Raw genomic sequence first — 21,307 nt, forward strand, 5'->3', positions numbered from 1 at the left:
GCCACGGTATCCCCACCCAAGAGAACACTGGCCGCCGCATGTCCCACCCATCGACTCCTGGTTTTCCCCACCTGGACGCCTCCGGCGCGGCACGCATGGTTGACGTGTCCGGCAAGGAGGTCACGGCCCGCTCCGCTGTCGCCACCGGCCGGGTACTGCTGTCGCCTGCCGCGGTGGCCGCGCTGCGGGAAGGCGCGGTACCGAAAGGCGACGCGCTGGCCGTGGCCCGGATCGCCGGGATCCAGGGGGCCAAGCGCACCCCCGACCTGGTCCCGCTGTGCCATCCGATCGCGATCCACGGGGTGGATGTCGCGCTGACCGTGGTGGACCGCGGCGTCGACATCAGGGCGACGGTCCGCACCGCGGACCGCACAGGGGTGGAGATGGAGGCGCTGACCTGTGTGATGACGGCGGCACTGGCGTTGATCGACATGGTCAAGGCCCTCGACCCGGAAGCGGTGGTGACCGACGTGCGGGTCGAGGAGAAGACCGGAGGGAAAACCGGCCAGTGGAGACGGTCGGGATGACTGCGGCGGCCCCCCGTGCCGTGGTCATCACTGTCTCGGATCGGGCTGCGGCAGGGGAGTACCCGGACCGGTCCGGCCCGTTGCTGGTCGAGCTCGCCGCGCAGGCGGGGTGTGTGGTGGACGGCCCGCGGGTGGTGCCTGACGGTCTGCCGGTCGCCGAGGCGCTGCGCCGCGCACTGGCCGAAGGCTACGATGTGGCACTGACTACCGGGGGCACCGGCTTGGCGCCACGCGACCGCACCCCGGAGGCGACCCGGCCGCTCTTGGAGTACGAGATCCCCGGGCTGGCTGAGGCGCTGCGTGCAGCGGGGCGCGACAAGGGTGTCCCGACGGCGGTGCTCTCCCGCGGACTGGCGGGGGTGGCCCGGCGCGGCGGGCATCGCATGCTCGTGGTCAATCTGCCGGGCTCGGTGGGCGGGGTGCGTGACGGTATGGCGGTGCTCGGCCCGATCCTCGGCCACGCGGTCGCTCAGCTCCGGGGCGGTGACCACCACGCATAGCCCGGGGTAGAGAGAAGCCCTGTCGCGTCTTCCCGCCTTGGGACGCGGCGGAGGATGATGGACTCTGTCGGGTGGTGCGAGGAACGGTGAGACGGATGCGTGGTTGGCCGGTGTCGTTAGCGGAGGGGAAGGTTGTCCTGCGTCCGCTCCGGCTGCGTGATGCTCCGGCGCTGCGCGAGACCCGGGCCCGCAACAGTGAATGGCTGCGCCCGTGGGAGCCCACCCATCCAGAACTTCCGCCGCAGAGTGACAGCCTGCTCGCCTATGTGGCCATGGTGCAGTCCATCCGCCGGGAGGCCCGGCAGGGGATCGCGATGCCGTGGGCTATCACCTGGGAGGGCCGGTTCATCGGCCAGATCACGGTGGGGGCGATCACGTGGGGGTCGGCGCGGTCTGCGCAGATCGGCTATTGGATTGACCGCGACTATGCCGGGCGGGGTGTGATGCCTACCGCAGTCGCGTTGGCGGTCGACCATGCCTTTTTCACGGTGGGGCTGCACCGCGTCGAGGCTAATATCCGCCCGGAGAACCACAAAAGCCGGCGGGTCGTGGAGAAACTCGGCTTTCGTGAGGAAGGGCTCCGTAAGCGTCAGTTGCATATTGACGGTGAGTGGCGCGATCATCTCTGTTACGCCCTTACCGTCGAGGACGTTCCGGGCGGTTTGCTCGCTCGGTGGAGGAAGGTGCGAGAACAGCGGGGCGATACCGTTTCGGAGAAGACGCGCGGAGCGTCACCAGGCCGTCCCGACCGCCCTCACTGAACCCCCTGGGGTGGGGCGAAACGGACGAGGGTGAAAGAGAAGCGACGTTCCCGGAATGGGAAAACGGAGCGTGTGAATTCCGGGCGTGGTGACCAACCGTTTGCTACTCTCCGTATCTGTTGGGAGGCTTTCTGTCCTGTCGTCTTTGACCAGCGATTTCCGTGATGGGAGCATGGTTCGGAGATAGGGGACAAGAATAGATCTCACGACACTCCGGTTCCAATACCGCACATTCCTGGACACCGGGTCGTACGGTGCGAAGAAGACGCATCAGTGATGCGGACAGTGTGGTGTATATGCGGTGTGTGGGGGACGGCAGGATGACGACGGGCAGAACGGCTCCCAAGGGGGCCTCGTCGTTGCCTGCGGGCCGCCCGTTTATGGGGTGAGCCACCCATGGACCCGGCACCGGAGGGCACGCGGAGGCAACGCCAAGCGGCGTTCACGGATCGGCGACACGAGGAGGGGCAGTGAGTAGCTCTCCTCTCTACCTGGCCATCGTGGCCGTGTGGATCCTGGTCCTCGTGCCGATGCTGCTGCGCCGCGACGCCGCGGACCCGGATGCCGAAGGACTGCGCCGCGACTTGGTCGATGAGGAGCTGTCCGAGGCTTCCGGCGGTGAGGGGGAAGCCGAGGACGAGGAGGACACCGAGCCGGACGCCGAGCACGCCGCTCGGGCTGAGCCGCCGCCCGTCGCTCCCCGGCCGTACCGGGTCAGCCGGGCGCGGATCATCGCGCGTCGCCGTCGCCGTACCGCTGCTCTGGCGCTGCTGCTGGTCGGCACGGGGATTGCGGTGGCGGCGGGGTTGGGCCCGTGGTGGGTGCTGGTCCCTCCGGTTCTGCTCATGGCGGGACACGTGGTGCTGCTGCGTGAGGCGGCCAAGGCGGACGCGGAGCGGCGGGCTGCCATGATGGCGCGTCGCCGGGCCCGGCAGCGGGCGCGGCGTTCCGCGGAAGCCGCCCGCCGGGCCCGGGTTGTGGAGTTGAAACGCAACCAGGTCTACGACCAGTACACCGATGCGCAGCGTCGGGCGGCGGGGGACTGAGGCAGCAAGCGGAGCCGGGAGGCGGTAGTGGCCGTGCCCGGTGGCGGGTCTTGGCTCGTCTGGGGCAGGGTACGCTGGTGAGTGGTCGGGCCCGAGTCCTAACCCTGGGCCGGGGAAGGAGCGGTCTGGTCGAAGCAGCGTTCCAAAGCTGGTAATCTCTTATACGTACGTGACGTGCTCACGTGACGTACAAGCAAGGGGCTATAGCGCAGTCCGGTAGCGCACCTCGTTCGCATCGAGGGGGTCAGGGGTTCAAATCCCCTTAGCTCCACAGCAGATCCCGTTCCACCGCTGGGTGGGGCGGGATCTTTCTTTTTCCGCCGCGCCGCAGCAGGGTGTGGGCATTGTCTCAACAGGCGCGCCAGTGGGGGAATGCGCTTGTCCACAGCCTGGGGAAACAGTGTGGAATTCGCTGTGGTGAGCAGGGCGTAGAGAGCTGCGGCGGACGGCAAAGGGGAAAGGTTGCGGATAGCGAGAACATCACCGAAGTCCTGTACCGAAACCTCTGCTTTGTGCCTCTTTCGCAAAGGAAAGAGTTCCCTATTGGGAAAAATAGTTTCGGAACCGAAGTCTGCGACGGGTGCGGGGCACTGAGCACCTGTGCTGCGGGGCGGGTGACGCGGTCAGTAGTGCCCTTGCCACGTATCACTGCGACCACGTTCTGTGCACGCCGAGAAAGCATAGACCGCCGTTGACGTGGACTTTTCCGTGTTCTCTGCCGGGATGGCGGTGCAATGGCGAGTATGTCGGCGAAGAATCCCAATGGGGATGATGCGAAGAAAAGTGATCCTTCTGGGTATTGTGTATTTCGCACCTTATAGGCCATCTTGTGTCACGGGGATGGACGCAAGTAACAACCGAAGGGTGCATTGTGATCAAGAAGATTTGCGCAGTAGCCGCCTTGACGGCTGCGGTCATTTTCGGATCCGCTGGCACAGCGTCCGCTGACGCGCCCGGCACCGAGTTCCGAGGCTGGACCTGGTGGCTGGGCACCGAGGTTGTCGAGATCGTCGACGACGTGGCTGACGCTCTCGCCGACGGCGACGACGGCGTGGTGACCATCCTCCGCGGCTGGACGTGGTGGTAAACCCCACGCTTCTCTAGCTGTGACTCCGGCGCCCGGTGCCTTGGCACCGGGCGCCGGTTGTGTGGGAGCCCTGCAGCACCATGCGGCTTCCTAACGGCAGTGACCGAACCCCGGAAACGGGAGACCGTAACCACGCTCCCCGCTGAAGAGAACACCGTGTCTTTACCCGCGGCGATGCCGTGGCCTGCCCCGAACACCGGTGGCTGAGGTTGCCCGCGGGTAACTGAGGATTGACTGTCACGTCCCCGGGTCATGTTTCCAGGCGAATTCTCGGCAGGAACCACCACGGACCGGGCGGCGCCCTGAACCGCCGTCCGCCTGCGGCGCGGCCAGAAACGGAAGGAGCGACGTGACAGACAGGCCGAAACAGTATGAGGAAGGCGGCTACTACCCCGCTGAAGACCCCTCACCCCGCGCCGAGGAATCCTCCGCCACCGAGTCCACGACCGTCCCCCACGAACCCGCCCCCGAGCCGGGACAGGAATTCCGCCGCACCACCCCCGCCCGGGTCAAAACCATCCGCCCGGAACGCCCCCAAGGCCGCTGGGGCCTGATCAGCGGAACCACGCTCTACGTGATGTGCTCGGCGGGCAGCGCCGACTACCTTCCGGTCAGCGTGCGGCTCACCGGCCACGTCCTCTTCTGGCTGGCGTTGGGCATCGCCCTGCTCATCACCCTCTACCGGGAACGGCTCTACGACTGGGATCCCGCGCCCCGGTGGCCGTGGGCAGCCGCGCTCATCTGCGGCACGCTCGCCGTGGAAGTGCTTGCCGCGGCGGTGAGCTCCCTCACCGTCATCATCGGCTCCGCGGTGGTGCTGTCCGTGGTCGTGCTCATCCTGCTCATGGTGGGCTGAGCAGCAGCGCACGAGGTCAGGTCGCTTCGTTGTCGAACGGCGGGCGGCGGCCGTTCAACCGGGCCGACACGCTCAGCGACGACTCCTCCTCATCGACCGCTTCCCAGAAGTGCTTCTGCACGAACCGCTTCGGGTGGAGGTCGGCAACGTCGAAGTCCTTGTACTCGGGGCCCAAACCTTCGCGGATGTCCCGCTTCGCGTTGTCGGCCATCTTCCGGAGCTGCCGCAGCGCGCGCCCGGCCTGCGCCGCCGCTTTGGGAAGCTGGTCGGGGCCGAAGATGAGGAGAGCGAGCACACTCAGGACGAGGAACTCACCAGCCCCGATGTTGAACATGCCTCTTCCTCCACAGACCCCATACGGACCGACCTGGTAGCAGACTAACCGCTTCCTGGGGGTTCGTCCGCCATGACCTGGCTCATGGCGTGCTGGTGCGGGGGAGCCGCGCGGTCGGGGGTGCGCGCCTCCAGCACCAGCAGCGCCACCAGCAGCACTACGGCGCCCAGCAGCCAGCCCGCCACAGATTCACTGAGCCAGTGGTAGTCCAGCACGGTCACCAGCACGCCCACGGCCGCCACGGGAAGCAGGGAGCAGCCCAACGCGTACCGCAGCCGCCGCGCGTGCGGGAACACTCCGTTGGCGCCGAACAGCAGCCAGGCCGCTAACGGGTAGGTGAGCGCCGCGTTCGCCGCATGCCCGGAAGGAAACGACACATACCCGTCGAATGGGGGCGCGCCAGGGACGAGCAGGGCGTACACCCAGGCCGCGATGTTGCCCGCACCCGGGGAGACGGTGTCCACTTCAAGCACCGGGGGAGTGCGGCCCACCCCCACCTTCAATAGCGTGCCCAGCACCGCCAGCGACCCGAGACCGGTCAGCACCGCCCCCAGGGGGCGCCATCCGCGTCCCCGCCGCATCGCCCATATCGCCAACCCGACCAGCAGCGGGATGGTTATCAGCCGCTGTCCCAACCGGGCCGTGGCGACCGCGGCCCACAGCAGCGGCCCTTCCGGCTGGCGCGGGTCGACGAACGCGTGGACCGGCCAGTCCAGTGCTGTCACCGGGCCCCCGACGATCACCTGCCAGGTGACCGCGGTGAGCGCGCCCGCCGCCACGGCCAGCCACCCCGCGAGTAGGCGGGGAGCAGGTGCTTTCGGAAGAACAGCCCGGTGCGACGTCACTACTCCTCCCGGGGATCGTTGCAGCGCAGCTCAGCTTAGAGCCCGCTCCCGACGCGCATCGGGCAATCGCGTGACCGGGCGGCGAACCTTACTGGACAGTCCGTTTCCCGCCACGGAACGCAATGGGACGATTATGAACATTGGGTGGCTTGCCGACGCTTGGCGGCGACCCGTTAGTGTGGCCCAGCGGATTGTGTACACAGCCAAGGACGGGGGTCTAGGTGGCGAACTGGGCGTGGCGGGACACATTGGCCCGGTTCGTCGACTCTCAGTGGTTCCAGAACCTGGTCGTCGCGGTGATCCTGGCCAACGGGGTTGTCCTCGGGCTGGAGACCTACGAGGACAGATTCGTGTGGCTGGACCGCAACTGGATGCTGATCGAGGGCTGCTTTCTCACCTTCTTCGTCCTGGAGCTGACCCTCAGAATCCTTGCGCGCGGTGTCGTGTTCTTCCGGGACGTCTGGAACTGGTTCGACCTGGTCGTCGTCGGCATCTCCCTGATCCCGCTCGCCGGCGGGTTCGCGGTGCTGCGCCTCGTGCGGGTGCTGCGCCTGCTCCGTCTCGTCAGCGTGCTCCCCAGCCTGCGGTACATCGTCGACGCGCTCTTCCGGTCGGTGCCCGGGCTCGGCACGGTGATCGCGCTGCTCTTCGTCGTCATGTACACCGCGGCGATCATGGGCGAGCAGCTCTTCGGAGAGATCTCCCCCCAGTACTTCGGAAACCTGGGGACCACTCTCTACACCCTGTTCATGCTGCTGACCATGGAGAACTGGCCGGACATCTCCGACTCGGTGATCGAGGACGCCCCGTACGCGTGGATTTTCTTCGTCAGCTACATCGTGGTCAGCGCCTTCATCGTGCTCAACCTCATCATCGGTGTGATCGTGACCACGATGGAGGAGGAGGTCAGCGCCCCCCGCTGGGCAGAGGACCAGGAGATCGAACTGCACCAGCACGAACAGGTCATGCTCCGCTTGGAGCAGCTCAGCGACCAGGTCGCGGTGCTGTCCGCCCAGTTACGGGCCCTCGGCGTCGCCGTGGAGGAAGTCTCCAACTTCCGTGTGCTCCCACTGGAGAGCACACGGCATGAAAAACGGCCCTCCGCCAAACGAGGGCGAAGGACCAGAAGAAAAAACAGGCGACGTCGGCGGAGCGCTTAGAGCGCGCGCACGTCAGCAGCCTGGGGGCCCTTGGGGCCTGGAACGATCTCGAACTCGACTGCCTGGTTTTCTTCCAGGTTCCGGAAGCCGGTACCCGCGATCGCCGAGTAGTGCACGAACACGTCCGGGCCGCCGCCGTCCACGGCGATGAACCCGAAACCCTTCTCAGAGTTGAACCACTTCACGGTGCCCTGAGCCATCTGCTCTCCCTATGGGACTACAACGGGACCGCACCCTGCTGGCCCCGGGTTGCTGAGCGCCCGTCCCCGGGAGTAGCTACCCAACCGACTAGCGCCCGCGTAAGTTCCGCGGACGCCTAGGGCATCCGAAACTACGACCGCAACCGCTTTAGACAGTATCAGCCATGCCCCGAAACGGGCAGACTTTCCGACCGCGATTTCCGCGGAAAGACCGCTTTTTACAAGGTGTCTTTTCTAACACGCGCACGACGCGGATTCTGTGGTAAAGCGAAGGCCGGGAGCGCCCCGGTCTGCAGCGCGCCCCCGGCCTTCCGCGGCACGCTCAGTTGCCGCCGCTGCCGTAGATCCAGGTGGGGAACCACATCCGGTCCGCCCACTCCGTGTACGGGATCGTCTCCGCGCTCAACACCGGGTACAGGTAGGTGAAGTTCGCGATGATCAGCAGCATGACCACGCCGTAGATGACGCTGCCCACCACCCGGGACCACGGGGAAGTTCCGGGACGGTCCCCCGGCGACCCCAGCATCAGCCCCAGCATCAGCACGATGGCCAGCACCAGGAACGGCAGGAACGGCAGCGCGTAGAAGAGGAACATGGTGCGCTGCGGGAACGCGAACCACGGCAGCCACCCGGCGGCCACCCCCAGCAGCGCGGCACCGGCCCGCCAGTCCCGGTAGGTCACCCACCAGCCGAGCATCACCCCGCAGGCCAGGATGGACAGCCACCAGATCGCCGGGGTGCCGATGCTCAGGATGGCGTCCGAGCACGCCGTCGCCCCGCAGTCGGTGCCTTCCCCGTCGTAGTAGAACGCCACCGGGACCCGCATGATGATCCAGTCCCACGGCTGGGAGGCGAAGTCGTGCGGCTCCCCCAGGTCCTTGTGGAAGCTCCACATCCGCCAGTGGTAGTGACCCAGGCTGATCAGCGCGTTCGCGGCCTCGCGCAGCGGACCGGGCAGGAAGCCGGTGTAGGACTGGACTTCGGGGGTCAGGTCCGCCCACTGGCGGCCCCAGCCGCCGCTCGTCGCCAGCCAGCCGCTCCACGTCGCCAGGTAGACGACGAAGGCGGTGCCCACCATCTGGAAGAACGCGGGGATTGCGTCGTAGCCCAGCCAACGCCCCCACACCCGGCGCTGTCCCACGCTGCGCCGCGCCCCGTAGTCCCACGCGACGGTGAGCAGGCCGAACGCGGCAAGGTAGAACAGCGCGGTCCACTTCGTACCGCATGCGAGCCCCAGGCACACCCCGGCAGCGATCCGCCACCAGCGCACTCCCAGCCAGCGGACCGCGGCCTCTTCGGGAGAGCGGGCCTGTTCGGCGCGGGCGGCCGCGGCAGCAGCCCACCGCTCCCGCAGCCCCGGCTGGGCGTGTTTGCCTGTCTGCTCGTCGGACTCGGCCGCAGTCTGGGACGGCGCCAAGGCGCGGGCCGCGTCCGCGACCACCGTCCACCACCACGCGGTGAACGCGTTGACCGTGGCACGCCCCGCTTCGGTGGCTTCCGCCAGCCGGGCCCGCGTGCGGTCCCGGTCGATCACCAGGCAGCCGAACCCCGCCAGGATCCAGAACGTCAAGAAGATGTCGACCATGGCGATGCGGCTCAGGGTGAAGTGCAGCCCGTCCAACGCCATGATCAGCCCGGCGGACGCCCCCAGCACGATCGAACGGGTCATGCGCTGCGTGATCCGCACCAGCAGCAGCACCGACAGCGTGCCGAACACTGCTGCCGCGAACCGCCAACCGGTCGGGGTGAACGTCGCCCCGAACGGCAGCAGCCCCCACACAGTGTCGCCGAGGGCGATCAGCCATTTGCCGAACGGCGGGTGCACCACGAAGTCCCCGCCGCCGGCGAAGATGTGGGAGACGCCGTTCCGCAGCAGCTCGTCGGCGTTCTCTACGGTTTCGTGCTCGTAGCCATACTCGCGTAGCCCGTAGGCGTCTTTGGCGTAGTAGGTCTCGTCGAAGTAGATCTGGGCGGGTTCACCGAGGCGGATGAACCGGAGCGCCCCGGCGAACGCGGCGACGACGAGGGCGACAACCCAGCCCAGCCAGGCGGGGGAGGGCAGGGCGGGCACCAGCCGCTCACGCAGCGACTGGGACTCAGGCGAGGGAGAAACCTTGTCCTGTAGGGCTGTGGTGCTCATGCGCTTGGTAGGCGAGTACGTCCCTGCGGCGCTCGCACGCCTAGGAAAGACGCCGACTCCTTTCCGTCGACCCGGTGGCGGGTATTGTTCGCCACCCACCGGACCCCGCACCCGTTCGACGAACGGAGCCGAGGGTCACCCTGGTGGACATGGGGCGGCACATACCGTCACGCCAGATTGCGCAATGTCCTGACATGGTGTCGGAAAGTCACGGTGGGAGGGGTGGGCGTCCCGTCACCGTTCGAAACGACAGTGCCGTCCCGGTCATACTAGAGCCAAAGAGGCATGAAGAGCAGGGGTCGGTGCGCGCTCGAACCAACCTCTAACCAACCGTGGACGGAGAACCAGTGGCCGACCAGCAGAGCAGCACCCGGCCAGGCACGCTCACCCTCGCCGGCCTGCCGATCGGGCACCGCGACGACACCACCCCCCGACTGCGCGCGGCATTGGAGAACGCCGAGATCATCGCCGCCGAGGACACGCGGCGGCTGCGCCAGTTCGCCGCCCGTATCGGGGTGCGTCCCGGCGGGAAACGCGGCGCCCGCATCGTCTCCTACTACGACGCCAACGAACGGGAGCGGGCCGCGGAACTCCTCGCCGACCTCCAAGCCGGGCACGACGTGCTTCTCGTCACCGACGCGGGCATGCCCGGCGTCTCCGATCCCGGATACCGCCTGATCACCGCCTGTGTGGACGCCGGCGTGCCGATGACCGTGATCCCCGGCCCTTCCGCGGTGACCGCCGCCCTGGTGCTGTCCGGCCTGCCCACCGACCGGTTCTGCTTCGAAGGGTTCCCGCCCCGCAAAGGACTGGCCGCCTACCTCGCAGGGCTCGCCGATGAGCGCCGCACCATGGTCTTCTTCGAAGCCCCGCACCGGCTGGCCGCCACCCTGACCGCTATGGCTGACGCGTTCGGCCCGGACCGTCCGGCTGCGGTCTGCCGGGAGCTCACCAAAACCTACGAGGAGGTCCGCCGGGGCGGGCTCGCGGAACTCGCCGAATGGGCGGCCGAACACGCCCGCGGCGAGATCACCCTCGTCGTCCGCGGCGCGGAGCGCACCACCCCGCAGGCCACCCCGGAGGCGTTGGTGGCTGCCGTGGCCGCCCGAGAAGACCAGGGCGTTCCCCGCAAACAGGCCATCCAGCAGGTCGCTCAAGAGTACGGGGTGCCGAAACGCGAGGTGTACAACGCGGTCCACCGCACCCCCAGCGACTGACCCGCACATGCCGACGGGGGCGCGGCCCGCACCGGACCACGCCCCCGCCCAGGGAGGTTCCGACCGTTCGGCTACACGACGGCGCCGTCGGTCCGCTCCCGGATCGCACGCTGCTGCTTGCGCTGCTTGGTCTTGCGCTCCTTGACCTCGTGCGGCGGCGGTGTCCGGTCGAACCGCTGCAACCAGATCGCCAGCGGCACCGCCACAAACACCGTGGAGAAGATGCCGGAGATCAAACCGACCAGCATCGCGATCGAGAAGTCGGTGAGCGACGAACCGCCGAGCACCGCCAGCGCGGCCAGGATGAACAGGCCGCCGATACCCGAGTTCACGGTCCGCGGCAGCGTGTGCAGGACCGACGAGTTCGCGATTTCGCGGAAGTCGCCCTTCGGCTTGTGCGCCCACTCGTCGCGCACCCGGTCGAACACCACCACCGAGTCGTTCACCGAGAAACCGATGATGCTCAGCAGCGCGGCGAGGAACACGCCGTCGATCGGCTTACCCAGCCACACGAACAGGCCGATCACCAGGATGATGTCGAAGGCCAGCGCCAGCATGGTCGCCAAGCCGAACGACCAGCGGAACCGCCACGCCAGGTAGGCCATCTGCAGCACCAGCGCCACGATCAGCGCGATCAGCGCCTTGTTGCGCAGCTCGCTGCCCATGCTCGGGCCGATCTTCTCGTCGCTGGTCCGCTCGACCTCGCCGCCTTCCTCGGCGAGGGCATCCTGGATCTTCGCGGCCTCCTGGTCGGAGATGTGCCCGGTGCGCACGGAGATCTCGCCGCCCTCGACCTCCTGGACCACCGCGTTCGCGTAGCCCGCGCCCGCGACAAGCTCCCGCGCCTGGTCGGCGTTGAGCTCCTCGGTGACGGAGAAGGTCATCACCCGGCCGCCGGTGAACTCCACACCCAGGTTGGGGGAGCGCACCGCGAAGCCGAGCAGCGCCAGCACGGTGACGACACCGGTGATGCCCAGCCACAGCGTGCTGCGCTTCATCAGGTCCGGGTTGTGCTCCACCAGCCACTTGCGGACCGCGCTGATGTGGGCGATACCGCTGCTCCGCGGGAACTTCCGCACGATCAGCGGAATGATCGCCACAGAGACCGCGAGCACACCCAGCGCGCCGGAGACGAGCAGCAGCACGTTGTCGACACGCAGCCCGTCGGACAGCACCGCCACCAGGCCCACGACCACGGCCGCGGCACCGATCAGCCACAGCCGGCGCAGCGGAGTGAAGCGGGACACCGTCCACTCCATGAGCACGCGGGCGATGAGGAGCGCCGAGATCATCGACGCGATCGTGCCCAGGCCCAGGGTCACACCGAAGCCCTGGACGGTACCGGAGGCGAGGAAGAACAGCAGGACCGCAGCGATGAGCGTGGTGATGTTGGTGTCCAGCACCGCGCTCCACGCCCGCTGCGAACCGACCGTGAACGACTTGAGCAGGTTCGGCGGGATCGCGCGGCGGCGACGGCGGGTTACCACGCCGGCAGCCGCCTCGTCCTGCTCCTTTTCGGTGGCGTCCAGCATGCCCGCGGACTTGTTGGCCTGGTAGACCTTCTCCTGCCGCTGATACTCCTCGCGGGTCCGCTCGAAGATCAGCACGTTGGCGTCGATCGCCATACCGATGGACAGGACGAAACCGGCCAGACCCGGCAGGGTGAGCGTGGCACCCAGCGCCACCAGCGCCGCGTAGGCGATGACCGTGTAGCACAGCAGCGCCACCGAGGCGAGGAAGCCCGCGAACCGGTAGGAGATGCTGATGTAGATCGCGGTCAGCGCGATACCGATGAGACCGGCGATGAAGCTGGCCTTGATGGCCTCGGCACCCAGGGTCGGGCCGACCGTCTGCCGCTGCACTTCTTCCACGGGCAGCGGCAGGGAACCGCCTTCGATCAGCAGGGCCAGCTCTTTGGCCTCTTCAGCGTCGAACCCGCCGGTGATCGAGGTGCGGCCACCGGACATGCCGACGTTGCAAGCCACATCGTTCGCGTCCACCTCGGGCGCGGAGATGATCTCGTTGTCGAGGACGATCGCGATACGCCGCCGCGGGTCGCCGGGCGAGTGGCAGGCAGCCTCACCGGTCAGCTTCTTCCAGGCTTCCCGGCCAGCACCCTTGAACTCGACGTTGACCAGCCACTCGGTCTGCAGCTCGTTGAGCGTGGCCTCAGCCCGGTCCACCTGGTCGCCGGTGAGCGCGGGCTTGCCCAACTGGAGCAGGGTGCCGGACTCGTCGGGCAGGGTCAGCGCGATGTCCTCCGGGTCGACGGCCTCGGCTTCTTCCCCGGACTCGGTGGACTCTTCCGAGCCTTCCTCGTCTTCGGCCGGGCTCTCCTCCTCCTGCGCCTCGGAGTCGGAGGCTTCCGCGCTGTTGTCAGCTGGGGCGTTGCGGAAGTCGCCGAACATCCCGCCGCCCGTGGTGCCGATGCTCTGGTCCACGCCCAGCACCGGGTGGATGGTCAACTGGGCGGTCTGCCCCAGCACTTCGGCGGCCTCGGTGGGGTCTTGCACACCGGGGAGTTCGACGATGATCCGGTTCTCCCCGGAGCGCGAGAGGGTGGCTTCGCTGACCCCGAGCGAGTCGATGCGGTTGCGCAGCACCTCGACGACGAGGTCAGTGTTGGACGCGTTGGCCTTGGTGCCGTCCTCGGCGTCCCGGGTTTCCAAGACGATCTGGGTGCCGCCGCTCAGGTCGAGCCCGAGCTTCGGCTTCAGGAACCAGCCGGCAGTGAACGCGCCGGCCATGATGAGCAGGGATATGAGCGCGCGGAGCCAGCGCGCCCCCGATCCCGGTGAACTAGTCAAGACGGATTACCTTTCACGACGTTAAAGGGGGTTGGGGGACAAAGCAGCGCATCGGTGCGCTGTCGTGGATGCTCAACTGAGCGCCGTGAAAGGCGGGGCTCGTCCCCACGGCAGGTCCACGTGGGTGTCGGGCAGCAGGCCGGGGCCGCTCGTCCGCGGGGAGAACCGCCACGCGTCACCCGGCGCGGGCACCGCGACCGGGAACGGCACGTACCCGTCGGGCAGGTCGCGCGGGGGTGCGCTCTGCTTGCGCTGCCCGTAGGCCAGCACTAAAGCGATGGTCGTGGAGTTCGTCGCGGGTTTGACCACCGCGTGCGGCCACGGTTTGGCGGTGGCGACCACCGTGGACGGCGTGGGCTCGGGCCGGGGCGGCGGCTCCTGCTGCTCCGTGAGGGACTGCCCGAACGCCAGCAGCACGGCCAGAAGCACGGCCAAGACACGGGAGACCGTGGTGACCACCTTCTTCCAGTGCGCAGCGAACGGACAGTGAGATTACGGACACACACCTTATCTGTGTGTCAGAAGAAAAGAGATGGGCAGTCGAGGTCCCATAAGAGGATGTTTCGGTTGGGAGACCCAGACACGCAGTAGTTTTCGGGGAAGAAACTGGATGAAGCCGGTCCGGGTTGGCTCTAGGCTTAAACCATGTCGTCGAAACGCCACATTCTGACCGCGGTGGCCTGGCCCTACGCGAACGGCCCCCGCCACATCGGCCACGTTTCCGGGTTCGGGGTCCCCTCCGACGTCTTCGCGCGCTTCCAGCGAATGTCCGGCAACAACGTGCTGATGGTCAGTGGCACAGACGAACACGGAACACCCATCCAGGTACTCGCTGACCAGGAAGGGGTGAGCGCTCGGGAGCTCGCGGATCGGTACAACCGGATCATCGCCGAAGACCTCGTCGCGCTCGGCCTCTCCTACGACCTGTTCACGCGGACCACCACCGCCAACCACTACGCAGTGGTGCAGGAGCTGTTCACCGGCCTGTACCGCAACGGCTACATCTTCAGCAAGACCACCAAGGGCGCGATCTCGCCGTCCACGGGCCGCACTCTGCCCGACCGCTATGTCGAAGGTACCTGCCCGATCTGCGGTTATGACGGGGCACGCGGCGACCAGTGCGACAACTGCGGCAAACAGCTCGACCCGACCGACCTGATCAACCCCCGGTCGAAGATCAACGGGGAGACCCCCGAGTTCGTCGACACCGAGCACTTCATGCTCGACCTGCCCGCGTTCGCCGAGCAGCTCAGCGAATGGCTGAAGAGCAAGGGGGGCGAGTGGCGGCCCAACGTGCTGAAGTTTTCGTTGAACCTCCTCGACGAACTGCAGCCGCGGGCGATCACCCGCGACCTCGACTGGGGTGTGCCGATCCCGTTGGAGGGGTGGCGCGACCAGCCCAACAAGCGCCTCTACGTCTGGTTCGACGCGGTCATCGGCTACCTGTCGGCGTCGATCGAATGGGCGAAACGCACCGGCGACCCTGAGGCGTGGCGCAAGTGGTGGCAGAACAGCGACGCCGAGTCCTTCTACTTCATGGGGAAGGACAACATCGTCTTCCACTCCGAGATCTGGCCTGCCATGCTGCTCGGCTACAGCGGCAAGGGCAGCAAGGGAGGCGAGCCCGGCTCGCTGGGCGCGCTGAACCTGCCCACCGAGGTGGTGTCCAGCGAGTTTCTGACCATGGAGGGACGCAAGTTCTCCTCGTCACGCCGTGTCGTCATCTACGTGCGCGACTTCCTGGAACGCTACGACGCCGACGCGCTGCGCTACTACATCATCGCGGCCGGCCCGGAGACCCAGGACACTGACTTCACGTGGGCCGAGTTCGTGCGCCGGAACAACGACGAGCTGGTCGCCACTTGGGGCAACCTGGTGAACCGGTCGATTTCCATGGCGGCGAAGAACATCGGCCACATTCCCGAAGCCGGGGAACTCACCGACGCGGACCGCGCCGTGCTGGACGCGTCGAAGGCCGCGTTCGCCACGGTCGGGGAACGGTTGAACCGGGCCCAGTTCAAGGCGGCGCTCCAGGAAGCCATGCGCGTGGTCGCCGAGGCGAACAAGTACTTCTCGGAGCAGGCGCCGTGGAAGCTGAAGAAGACCGATCCGAAGCGCATGGAGACGGTCCTGCACGTCGCCCTGCAACTGGTGAGCGACGCGAAGACGCTGCTCACCCCGTTCCTGCCCGCGTCGTCGAACAAGGTGTACGAGATGTTGGGCGGCACGGGAACGTGGACGGGCATGCCGCGGTTGGAGGAGGCCACCGACTCGATCGGCGGTGAGGAGGGCGTGTCCACCTACCCGGTGATCACCGGCGACTATGCGGACAACGAGGCGCGGTGGGAGTCGATTCCGATCGTGCCGGGCACCCCGCTGAAGCCGCCGACGCCGCTGTTCCGCAAGCTCGACCAGTCCGTGGTCGACGAGGAGCTGGCCCGTTTGGAAGCAGCAGCCGGGGCGTGAGCGTGAGCTGACCGGAGTGTGAGGAGGGCGGTCCCGCACGGGGCCGCCCTTCGGCTGTCAGGGGAGTTGTCGGATTGCGGGCGACCACTCGGTTCGCCTGTGGAAGAGAGCTGTGCCCCGGGGAGCTTGCGAGCAGAGACTGCACCGGGGCGCACGCCGTACTGTACTTGCTGCTTGGACGGCGGGTGAGGGGTTTCGCGGAAATCGCCGCGCCGTGCCCGCAGCGAGAGCGGGGGAGCCGCTCACGTCAGGACTGTGGTGCCGAGCAGGGTGAGCAGACAGCCTGCGGTGAAGGCGAGCGCCGCTGTGATGGCGGGTTTGGCATCGTGGCCGGCGTATGCGATGCGGCGGCGCAGCCAGAGGCGGAGTTTGCGGGCGTAGTACTCCTGGGTGGCGTGGGCGGGCCAGTACTGGCCGGGCTTGTGCGTGCCGCAGGACAGGGCGCGCAGGTAGGTGATGTGGTGGGGCGAGGCCGGATCGGTCGGGTGCGGGCGGAGCGGCCGCGGGGGACGCGCCGTGCTCTGCGGTGCAGGCCGGGACGCAGGCTGTGGTGTGGGCGCGGCCGGGTGGAGGATCTCGGGGCGTATCTCGGCGAGCTGGCGGATGAGGGCCGCCAAGCGGGCGTCCTGGTTTCGATCGGTGTCGAAATTATTGCTTTCCGTGAAGGTTGCAGGCATGGCGGTGCGGCGCCTTTCTCGACAGACAGGGAGGGGGCGGACAGTGCGGGCTGGAACAGCCGGGGTTACGTGTGGGGGATGGGCACGGGAAGGCTGGTCGGGAGTTGAGCCGGGGCGAGGGCGAAGTCAGCCCAGACCACTAAGCCCAGGTTGACGGGGGATGGGCTACTGCGGGGCGGTACCCCAGTCCAGGGCGAGTGCGGAGACGAGGAGCAGGCCGCGGTGGTGTTCCGCGGTGAACCGTGCGGTGCCGCTCAGGTCGGGAATGCGCGGCCGGTGCGGGGTCAGGCCGCTGTCGGTGACTTCGAGACGCAGCCGGTCGGCTGCGGGAAGCGACAGGGAGCGCACGACTTGGCCGCCAGGGGCACCGGAGACGGTGTGGTTGACCGCGTTGGCGAACAGTTCGCTGGCGCACAGTTGCACGTCGTCCACCAGTTCAGCGGGAAACCCAGCCAGATCGCGGTGGAGGTGCGAACGCATCTGCCCCGCTGACGCGAACCGGGATAGGTCCGCGGCTCTCAGCGTATGAGCGGCATGGGTGGTGTTGAGGGCAGGCGAGCAGACGGTACAGGACACCTCCAGGGGAGAGCTGGGCGACTAAGTAGTCGCGGGTTAACTGATACATAGATTAAATGAGGCAGCCTCAAAAATTGAGTCCATCATATATATGTGCATCAAAGTCTTATATGTGAATTTTGAGGCGGCTTTAAGAGGAGTGGAGCGGTAAGCCCATCGGGGAGGTGCAATGGTTGCGAGAATGCCCGTCCGGCGGCGCTACCTGGTTATTCAGTTGAAACGGCTCCGACGCGAGGCAGGACTTTCCCAGGACGAGGTGTGGAAGGCGCTGGGGTGGAGCCGAGCCAAGCTTCAACGCCTTGAAGCCGGAGACTTCCAAAGGCTCAAAGCGGGAGACATCATGGCGTTATGCCAGGTGTACAAGGCTGATAAGGCTGTTGCAGAGGAGCTCATCCAAATCGCCAGAGACTCCCGGGCGGAGAAGCCCTGGTGGATCCGGTACAAGGATGTGCTTCCCGGTGCTTTTCTCGGCCTCGAGGCAGAAGCAACCCTGATCCAGGAGTACAACATTGCCCTTGTGCCGGGGCTGCTTCAGACTCGCGACTACGCTACTGCTCTGATGCGCACCTCGGTTGACATCCATGGGGAAGAGGAAGTCCAACGCCGCCTAGAGATTCGCGCTGAACGGCAGAGGACAGTCCTGGACCGTGAAGAACCACCGATGGTCATGGCAGTCATCGATGAAGCGGCTATCCGCCGCCAGATCGGTGGTGTCGAGACGATGAAAGCCCAGGTTAGACACCTGCTTGAGCTTTCAGAACGACCTCGCATCGATATCCAGATACTCCCCTTCAGTGCAGGGGCGCATGCAGCAGCCGGTGTCCCCTTCACCATTCTTGGTTTCGATGGCACTGATGCCGCTGGCAGCGTCGTCTACTTGGAAAGCCATAAAGACGGTTACTACCTGGACACTGATGAGGAGATCGCCCGTTATAGGCTGATTTTTAGTCGCACTCAGGGAAGTGCCATGTCTGTGGAAGACTCGCGTATCTTCCTCGAACGGCTGCTCACCTGAGTCTTGAACCGGACGGTAGAGGTAGACCGTGGACCTGACCTTCGCCGAGTGGAAGAAGTCCAGCTACAGCAACCCCAGTAGCAACAACTGTGTTGAGGTTGCGGTTGTCCCGCGTTTGTCGGCGGTCCGGGACAGTCAGCATCGAGAGCTGGGACGCTTGGAGTTTCCCGTTATGGAGTGGGCGGCGTTCCTGAGTGCTGCTAAACGCGATGCACTCTGAGTAAGTAGCCCTGGCTATTAAGAGGTGGTGATCCACTGGTCCTGGTAGCTATCGCTCCAGGGCAGCTTGGGAGCGTGTCGCTGCTAGCCGGTGACACAGCGATTCGGTGAGCTCGGTATTTTCAGCCAGGTTTTCTACCCGAGCTGAGTGCTGTCACTAGACAGAGCTCAGAAGAGCAGCCCTGGGACGACAAAACTCCTCATCATGTCAAGCTCGGCTGATCCGCCTCGCCGCTTCGTCCACACGAGCAGTGAACGGACTCGCCACGGCCTGCTGCACCCCGTGGCACTCGTCTATCTCTTCAGGGGTGGCTGCCCCTCTCGGCACAGCAGATTCCAGTTGGGCCAGGCGCTGCCGCTTCTCCTCGGCCTGCACTGAGTAGCGCGAATCAATACCGAACAGGTCAGCGAGCAGTGCGTCATCACTGCTGCCGGAGACAACGCGCTTGTAAAGACCCGGGAGACTACGCATGGCGGTTCCTCTTCAGTGACGTCTGGTAGTCGGATAAAACCGCCTGGATCAGCGCTCTGGTAGAGGTAAGGGCTGTGCGTAGCCACGATGAACTGGTTGCGGGGGAAATACCGTTTCAGCCGCTGCACGCTCCCCAGAAAGCGAGGCATGGGCATGGAACAGGGTAGTCACTCGCGCGACCAGGCTTGAAAGCCCGGAGTTCGATGAGCTCTCGCTCAGTCTTCGGAAGGGACCGTATCTAACGACAAACCAGCTTTGCGGATAACTTCGCCCAGGAGGTTCAATAGAGAGAATTTTCAGGAAGAGCTGACAAAGCAGGTGAGCGAGAAAATCCATAGCGGATTTTTAAGCAAAGAATCCGGCCAATTCTGCAACAAGCGATTCTCTCAGAATCTAACCCGGATTTGAGGAGTGTTACCGCCTCTTATCTTGGTTGATATGGACGCTCACTATCCCACTTGGTGTTCCAAGGGAAACCCACTCTGAAAGGTCCGACAGGAGACTTCTTGCAACCAAAGTCCTCGTCAATTCCAGTGTCAATTCCTGTAACAGAGTTTTTTCTAGAGTTGTGACATCCCACAAGTACAGCCCGCTCCTCATTCTTGTGTCAGAATGGGTGGAGAACAAAATGGCGTGCGGATACTAGATAATTCGCGAATATCAGAGATCTCTACCCTGATGGTATACCAAGTGTGAATGAGAAGCAGAGTGCAGGAGCTTTCCGCCTCTATAGGGCAAACCACCTGCAAGGGAAGAAGAGCTGTGCTATAGGAATCTCCAGATTTAGATTTCTTCTGCTTCGTCTGGTCGGCCCAATTCCCGCAGTACCGAGGCGAGGTTGTTTCGGCTGGTGAGCGTGTCGGGGTGGGTTAGGCCGTGCTCAGTGAGATCTGCGTTGTATGCCTGGCGATAGGCGCGTTCAGCTAGTCGGTAGCGGCCTTGGGCGTATGCCGTAGTGCCGATAGAGCGCGCATCTGCTGCGGAAGCATATACAAGCGCTGTGACGATTACCTGATCGGGAACGTGGTTGCCTGCAGGGGTGCGGCGTTGGACTTCGTCGACCAGGTAGTCGAACACATCCACACGCTCAGCCCTGTACGGGGTGAGCAGGCGCGTGGTGCCTTCGCGTGGGCTGGTCGCCCACCTCCATGCGCGTGCCAAGGGCTCAGGATTAAGCCGTTCCCCACCGCGCTGTTCGAGATAGATGCCATGCACCTCTTCCAACAGAGCACGAGGGATAGGGGATACATAGCCTGCGCGGCGTAGATCAACGGCGGCAGCGACCAGGGCAGCACCGCGGGGGTGCGTGGGAGCCTGAGGATTGGTGTTGACACTCCACGCGTTTTGCCACTCCTCCCACCGCTGCGGGCCATTAGCCAAGTACTCGGCCAGACCGTACTCATCGGCATGCTCAAGGGCGTCGGCAATCCGCGCGTCAGAGACATAGTCACGAGCGCGTTCCCGTTCAGCAGGGGAAAACAGACGATCCAGGCGGAAGAGGCGAGCCAACTTCAGCAAGTCCTGGACCTTCCGATAAGTGTCTAGGGCTGTGGCCTCCTCAGGCATCGTGCTCCAATTGTCCGCCTCAGCAGCACGCAGTGTGGCTACGACAACGCGATGCCGTCTTTTACCAGGAGTCAGTAGCTGGGAAATCGCTTCTCGGGTGAGCTCAGGTGAGGCGAACCAGCGGTTAATGTCATCAAGCCACAGCACGCGCCGGGAATACCGCTCAGCAGCTTTCAGGGTGGCAGCGATACTTCCCACGGCAGTAGGGATGATGAGCGTGTGGCGGGGCAACACGGCACGCACGGCTTCAAAAGCACACCGACTCTTACCCGCGGTGGAATCCCCCACCACGAGCACAAACGCGTTCTTGGTGAGTTGTGCTCGCAGCTCTTCGTCGACATCGCGAGGCACAAACGGCACGACATCACTTCCACTACTCGCAGCAGTGGGATGCACGCCCCACGCCAAGGGGTCGCTGAGCTGGCGGACTTGAGGCAGCTTGCCCGAAGGAAGTGTGAAACAGCCTTCCCTGATCGCGCGAGCCTGCTCGTCCCGGAGCGCAGACTCGCGTTCAAAGCGGGCCTGCCACGTGGGGAAGGCCACCTCGGCAATCGCAGCACCCCCGACAGCGATGGCGATGATCAGCGGTATCTCGATCTGGAAGACAGACAGCAGGTTCAAAGCCTGCATGACGAGCGAGAGAACAGCGGCGATAAGAAAAAACCCGACTACACGCCGCAGCACGCCCCGCACCTTCGCTGCCTGGGACCGCCATTCCTTCTTCGGTGGGTGAGACGCAGCGTACCGCCATTTCGATTCCTGGAGCTAACAAACCGGAAGTAATGGATTTCCTCGAAGGAATAGAAGACACGGACTGCTCAGCACCCGGGGGAGGT

General features: G+C 65.6%; 21 protein-coding genes and 1 tRNA gene. 12 read left to right on the plus strand and 10 right to left on the minus strand.

All coding sequences use genetic code 11. The features are described from left to right. Positions 1-38: 38 nt before the first annotated feature. From moaC to TFU_RS01890, 7 genes are all read left to right on the plus strand, one after another. Positions 39-527 (plus strand): cyclic pyranopterin monophosphate synthase MoaC, encoded by a 489-nt coding sequence (moaC, locus tag TFU_RS01860; RefSeq protein ID WP_011290822.1) that lies wholly within the window; start codon positions 39-41, stop codon positions 525-527. Further along, positions 524-1,027: a MogA/MoaB family molybdenum cofactor biosynthesis protein gene (locus TFU_RS01865; protein ID WP_011290823.1), complete on the plus strand. Its 504-nt coding sequence runs from the start codon at positions 524-526 to the stop codon at positions 1,025-1,027. Before moaC ends, TFU_RS01865 begins: the two co-directional genes overlap by 4 nt. Positions 1,028-1,122: 95 nt before the next feature. Continuing rightward, entirely contained in the window at positions 1,123-1,788 is a 666-nt protein-coding gene (locus tag TFU_RS01870) for a GNAT family N-acetyltransferase (RefSeq protein ID WP_011290824.1), read from the plus strand. A 470-nt stretch (positions 1,789-2,258) separates the two neighbouring features. Then, entirely contained in the window at positions 2,259-2,834 is a 576-nt protein-coding gene (locus tag TFU_RS01875) for a divisome protein SepX/GlpR (protein WP_011290825.1), read from the plus strand. Between the two features lie 197 nt (positions 2,835-3,031). Beyond that, positions 3,032-3,105: transfer RNA gene (locus TFU_RS01880), tRNA-Ala, on the plus strand. Positions 3,106-3,705: 600 nt separating this feature from the next. Then, entirely contained in the window at positions 3,706-3,921 is a 216-nt protein-coding gene (locus TFU_RS01885) for a hypothetical protein (RefSeq protein WP_011290826.1), read from the plus strand. Between the two features lie 349 nt (positions 3,922-4,270). Further along, a complete protein-coding gene (locus tag TFU_RS01890; RefSeq protein WP_011290827.1) occupies positions 4,271-4,777 on the plus strand; it encodes a hypothetical protein in 507 nt (168 codons plus the stop codon). Between the two features lie 16 nt (positions 4,778-4,793). On the opposite strand, the gene TFU_RS01895 is transcribed toward TFU_RS01890, so the two are convergent. Together TFU_RS01895 and TFU_RS01900 are read right to left on the minus strand one after the other, a co-directional pair. Further along, positions 4,794-5,111, minus strand: a complete 318-nt coding sequence (locus TFU_RS01895) for a sec-independent translocase (protein WP_011290828.1) — start codon at positions 5,109-5,111, stop codon at positions 4,794-4,796. A gap of 44 nt (positions 5,112-5,155) precedes the next feature. Beyond that, positions 5,156-5,956 (minus strand): phosphatase PAP2 family protein, encoded by an 801-nt coding sequence (locus TFU_RS01900; protein WP_011290829.1) that lies wholly within the window; start codon positions 5,954-5,956, stop codon positions 5,156-5,158. Between the two features lie 221 nt (positions 5,957-6,177). On the opposite strand from TFU_RS01900, the gene TFU_RS01905 reads away from it, so the two are divergent. Then, positions 6,178-7,116, plus strand: a complete 939-nt coding sequence (locus tag TFU_RS01905; RefSeq protein ID WP_011290830.1) for an ion transporter — start codon at positions 6,178-6,180, stop codon at positions 7,114-7,116. On the opposite strand, the gene TFU_RS01910 is transcribed toward TFU_RS01905, so the two are convergent. Both TFU_RS01910 and TFU_RS01915 read right to left on the minus strand, forming a co-directional pair. Then, a complete protein-coding gene (locus TFU_RS01910; protein ID WP_011290831.1) occupies positions 7,113-7,316 on the minus strand; it encodes a cold-shock protein in 204 nt (67 codons plus the stop codon). The genes TFU_RS01905 and TFU_RS01910 overlap by 4 nt on opposite strands. A 322-nt stretch (positions 7,317-7,638) precedes the next feature. Continuing rightward, positions 7,639-9,456, minus strand: a complete 1,818-nt coding sequence (locus TFU_RS01915; protein WP_016188146.1) for a dolichyl-phosphate-mannose--protein mannosyltransferase — start codon at positions 9,454-9,456, stop codon at positions 7,639-7,641. A 347-nt stretch (positions 9,457-9,803) separates the two neighbouring features. On the opposite strand from TFU_RS01915, the gene rsmI reads away from it, so the two are divergent. Further along, entirely contained in the window at positions 9,804-10,673 is an 870-nt protein-coding gene (gene rsmI, locus TFU_RS01920; protein ID WP_011290833.1) for a 16S rRNA (cytidine(1402)-2'-O)-methyltransferase, read from the plus strand. Positions 10,674-10,744: 71 nt separating this feature from the next. Here rsmI and secD read toward each other — a convergent pair whose 3' ends face one another. Both secD and TFU_RS01930 read right to left on the minus strand, forming a co-directional pair. Then, positions 10,745-13,480 (minus strand): protein translocase subunit SecD, encoded by a 2,736-nt coding sequence (secD, locus tag TFU_RS01925; protein ID WP_011290834.1) that lies wholly within the window; start codon positions 13,478-13,480, stop codon positions 10,745-10,747. Between the two features lie 72 nt (positions 13,481-13,552). Continuing rightward, positions 13,553-13,939, minus strand: a complete 387-nt coding sequence (locus tag TFU_RS01930) for a hypothetical protein (protein ID WP_011290835.1) — start codon at positions 13,937-13,939, stop codon at positions 13,553-13,555. Positions 13,940-14,125: 186 nt separating this feature from the next. Between TFU_RS01930 and metG the strand changes: the two genes are divergently transcribed. Then, entirely contained in the window at positions 14,126-15,946 is a 1,821-nt protein-coding gene (gene metG, locus TFU_RS01935) for a methionine--tRNA ligase (RefSeq protein WP_011290836.1), read from the plus strand. A gap of 242 nt (positions 15,947-16,188) precedes the next feature. On the opposite strand, the gene TFU_RS01940 is transcribed toward metG, so the two are convergent. Then, positions 16,189-16,623 (minus strand): hypothetical protein, encoded by a 435-nt coding sequence (locus TFU_RS01940; RefSeq protein WP_011290837.1) that lies wholly within the window; start codon positions 16,621-16,623, stop codon positions 16,189-16,191. Positions 16,624-16,788: 165 nt separating this feature from the next. Then, positions 16,789-17,103 carry an ATP-binding protein gene (locus TFU_RS01945; RefSeq protein WP_370492365.1) on the minus strand — a complete coding sequence of 105 codons (315 nt, stop codon included), beginning with the start codon at positions 17,101-17,103 and terminating at the stop codon, positions 16,789-16,791. Between the two features lie 265 nt (positions 17,104-17,368). Between TFU_RS01945 and TFU_RS01950 the strand changes: the two genes are divergently transcribed. Further along, positions 17,369-18,214, plus strand: a complete 846-nt coding sequence (locus TFU_RS01950; protein ID WP_011290839.1) for a helix-turn-helix domain-containing protein — start codon at positions 17,369-17,371, stop codon at positions 18,212-18,214. A 28-nt stretch (positions 18,215-18,242) separates the two neighbouring features. After that, a complete protein-coding gene (locus tag TFU_RS15680; protein WP_011290840.1) occupies positions 18,243-18,434 on the plus strand; it encodes a DUF397 domain-containing protein in 192 nt (63 codons plus the stop codon). A gap of 207 nt (positions 18,435-18,641) precedes the next feature. Here the strand turns inward: TFU_RS15680 and TFU_RS01955 are convergent, their stop codons facing one another. Next, positions 18,642-18,905 carry a hypothetical protein gene (locus TFU_RS01955; protein WP_011290841.1) on the minus strand — a complete coding sequence of 88 codons (264 nt, stop codon included), beginning with the start codon at positions 18,903-18,905 and terminating at the stop codon, positions 18,642-18,644. Between the two features lie 783 nt (positions 18,906-19,688). Further along, positions 19,689-21,155, minus strand: a complete 1,467-nt coding sequence (locus tag TFU_RS01960) for a tetratricopeptide repeat protein (protein ID WP_011290842.1) — start codon at positions 21,153-21,155, stop codon at positions 19,689-19,691. Positions 21,156-21,307 lie beyond the last annotated feature (152 nt).

The sequence above is a fragment of the Thermobifida fusca YX genome (assembly GCF_000012405.1).
GTDB lineage: Bacteria > Actinomycetota > Actinomycetes > Streptosporangiales > Streptosporangiaceae > Thermobifida > Thermobifida fusca.

What these genes read in the sequence shown, in the direction of transcription:
- moaC (WP_011290822.1), top strand. Translation starts at nt 39, where the DNA reads ATGTCCCACCCATCGACTCCTGGTTTTCCCCACCTGGACGCCTCCGGC.
- TFU_RS01865 (WP_011290823.1), top strand. Translation starts at nt 524, where the DNA reads ATGACTGCGGCGGCCCCCCGTGCCGTGGTCATCACTGTCTCGGATCGG.
- TFU_RS01870 (WP_011290824.1), top strand. Translation starts at nt 1,123, where the DNA reads ATGCGTGGTTGGCCGGTGTCGTTAGCGGAGGGGAAGGTTGTCCTGCGT.
- TFU_RS01895 (WP_011290828.1), bottom strand. Translation starts at nt 5,111, where the DNA reads ATGTTCAACATCGGGGCTGGTGAGTTCCTCGTCCTGAGTGTGCTCGCT.
- TFU_RS01910 (WP_011290831.1), bottom strand. Translation starts at nt 7,316, where the DNA reads ATGGCTCAGGGCACCGTGAAGTGGTTCAACTCTGAGAAGGGTTTCGGG.
- TFU_RS01915 (WP_016188146.1), bottom strand. Translation starts at nt 9,456, where the DNA reads ATGAGCACCACAGCCCTACAGGACAAGGTTTCTCCCTCGCCTGAGTCC.
- metG (WP_011290836.1), top strand. Translation starts at nt 14,126, where the DNA reads ATGTCGTCGAAACGCCACATTCTGACCGCGGTGGCCTGGCCCTACGCG.
- TFU_RS01940 (WP_011290837.1), bottom strand. Translation starts at nt 16,623, where the DNA reads ATGCCTGCAACCTTCACGGAAAGCAATAATTTCGACACCGATCGAAAC.
- TFU_RS01945 (WP_370492365.1), bottom strand. Translation starts at nt 17,103, where the DNA reads ATGCGTTCGCACCTCCACCGCGATCTGGCTGGGTTTCCCGCTGAACTG.
- TFU_RS01950 (WP_011290839.1), top strand. Translation starts at nt 17,369, where the DNA reads ATGGTTGCGAGAATGCCCGTCCGGCGGCGCTACCTGGTTATTCAGTTG.
- TFU_RS01955 (WP_011290841.1), bottom strand. Translation starts at nt 18,905, where the DNA reads ATGCGTAGTCTCCCGGGTCTTTACAAGCGCGTTGTCTCCGGCAGCAGT.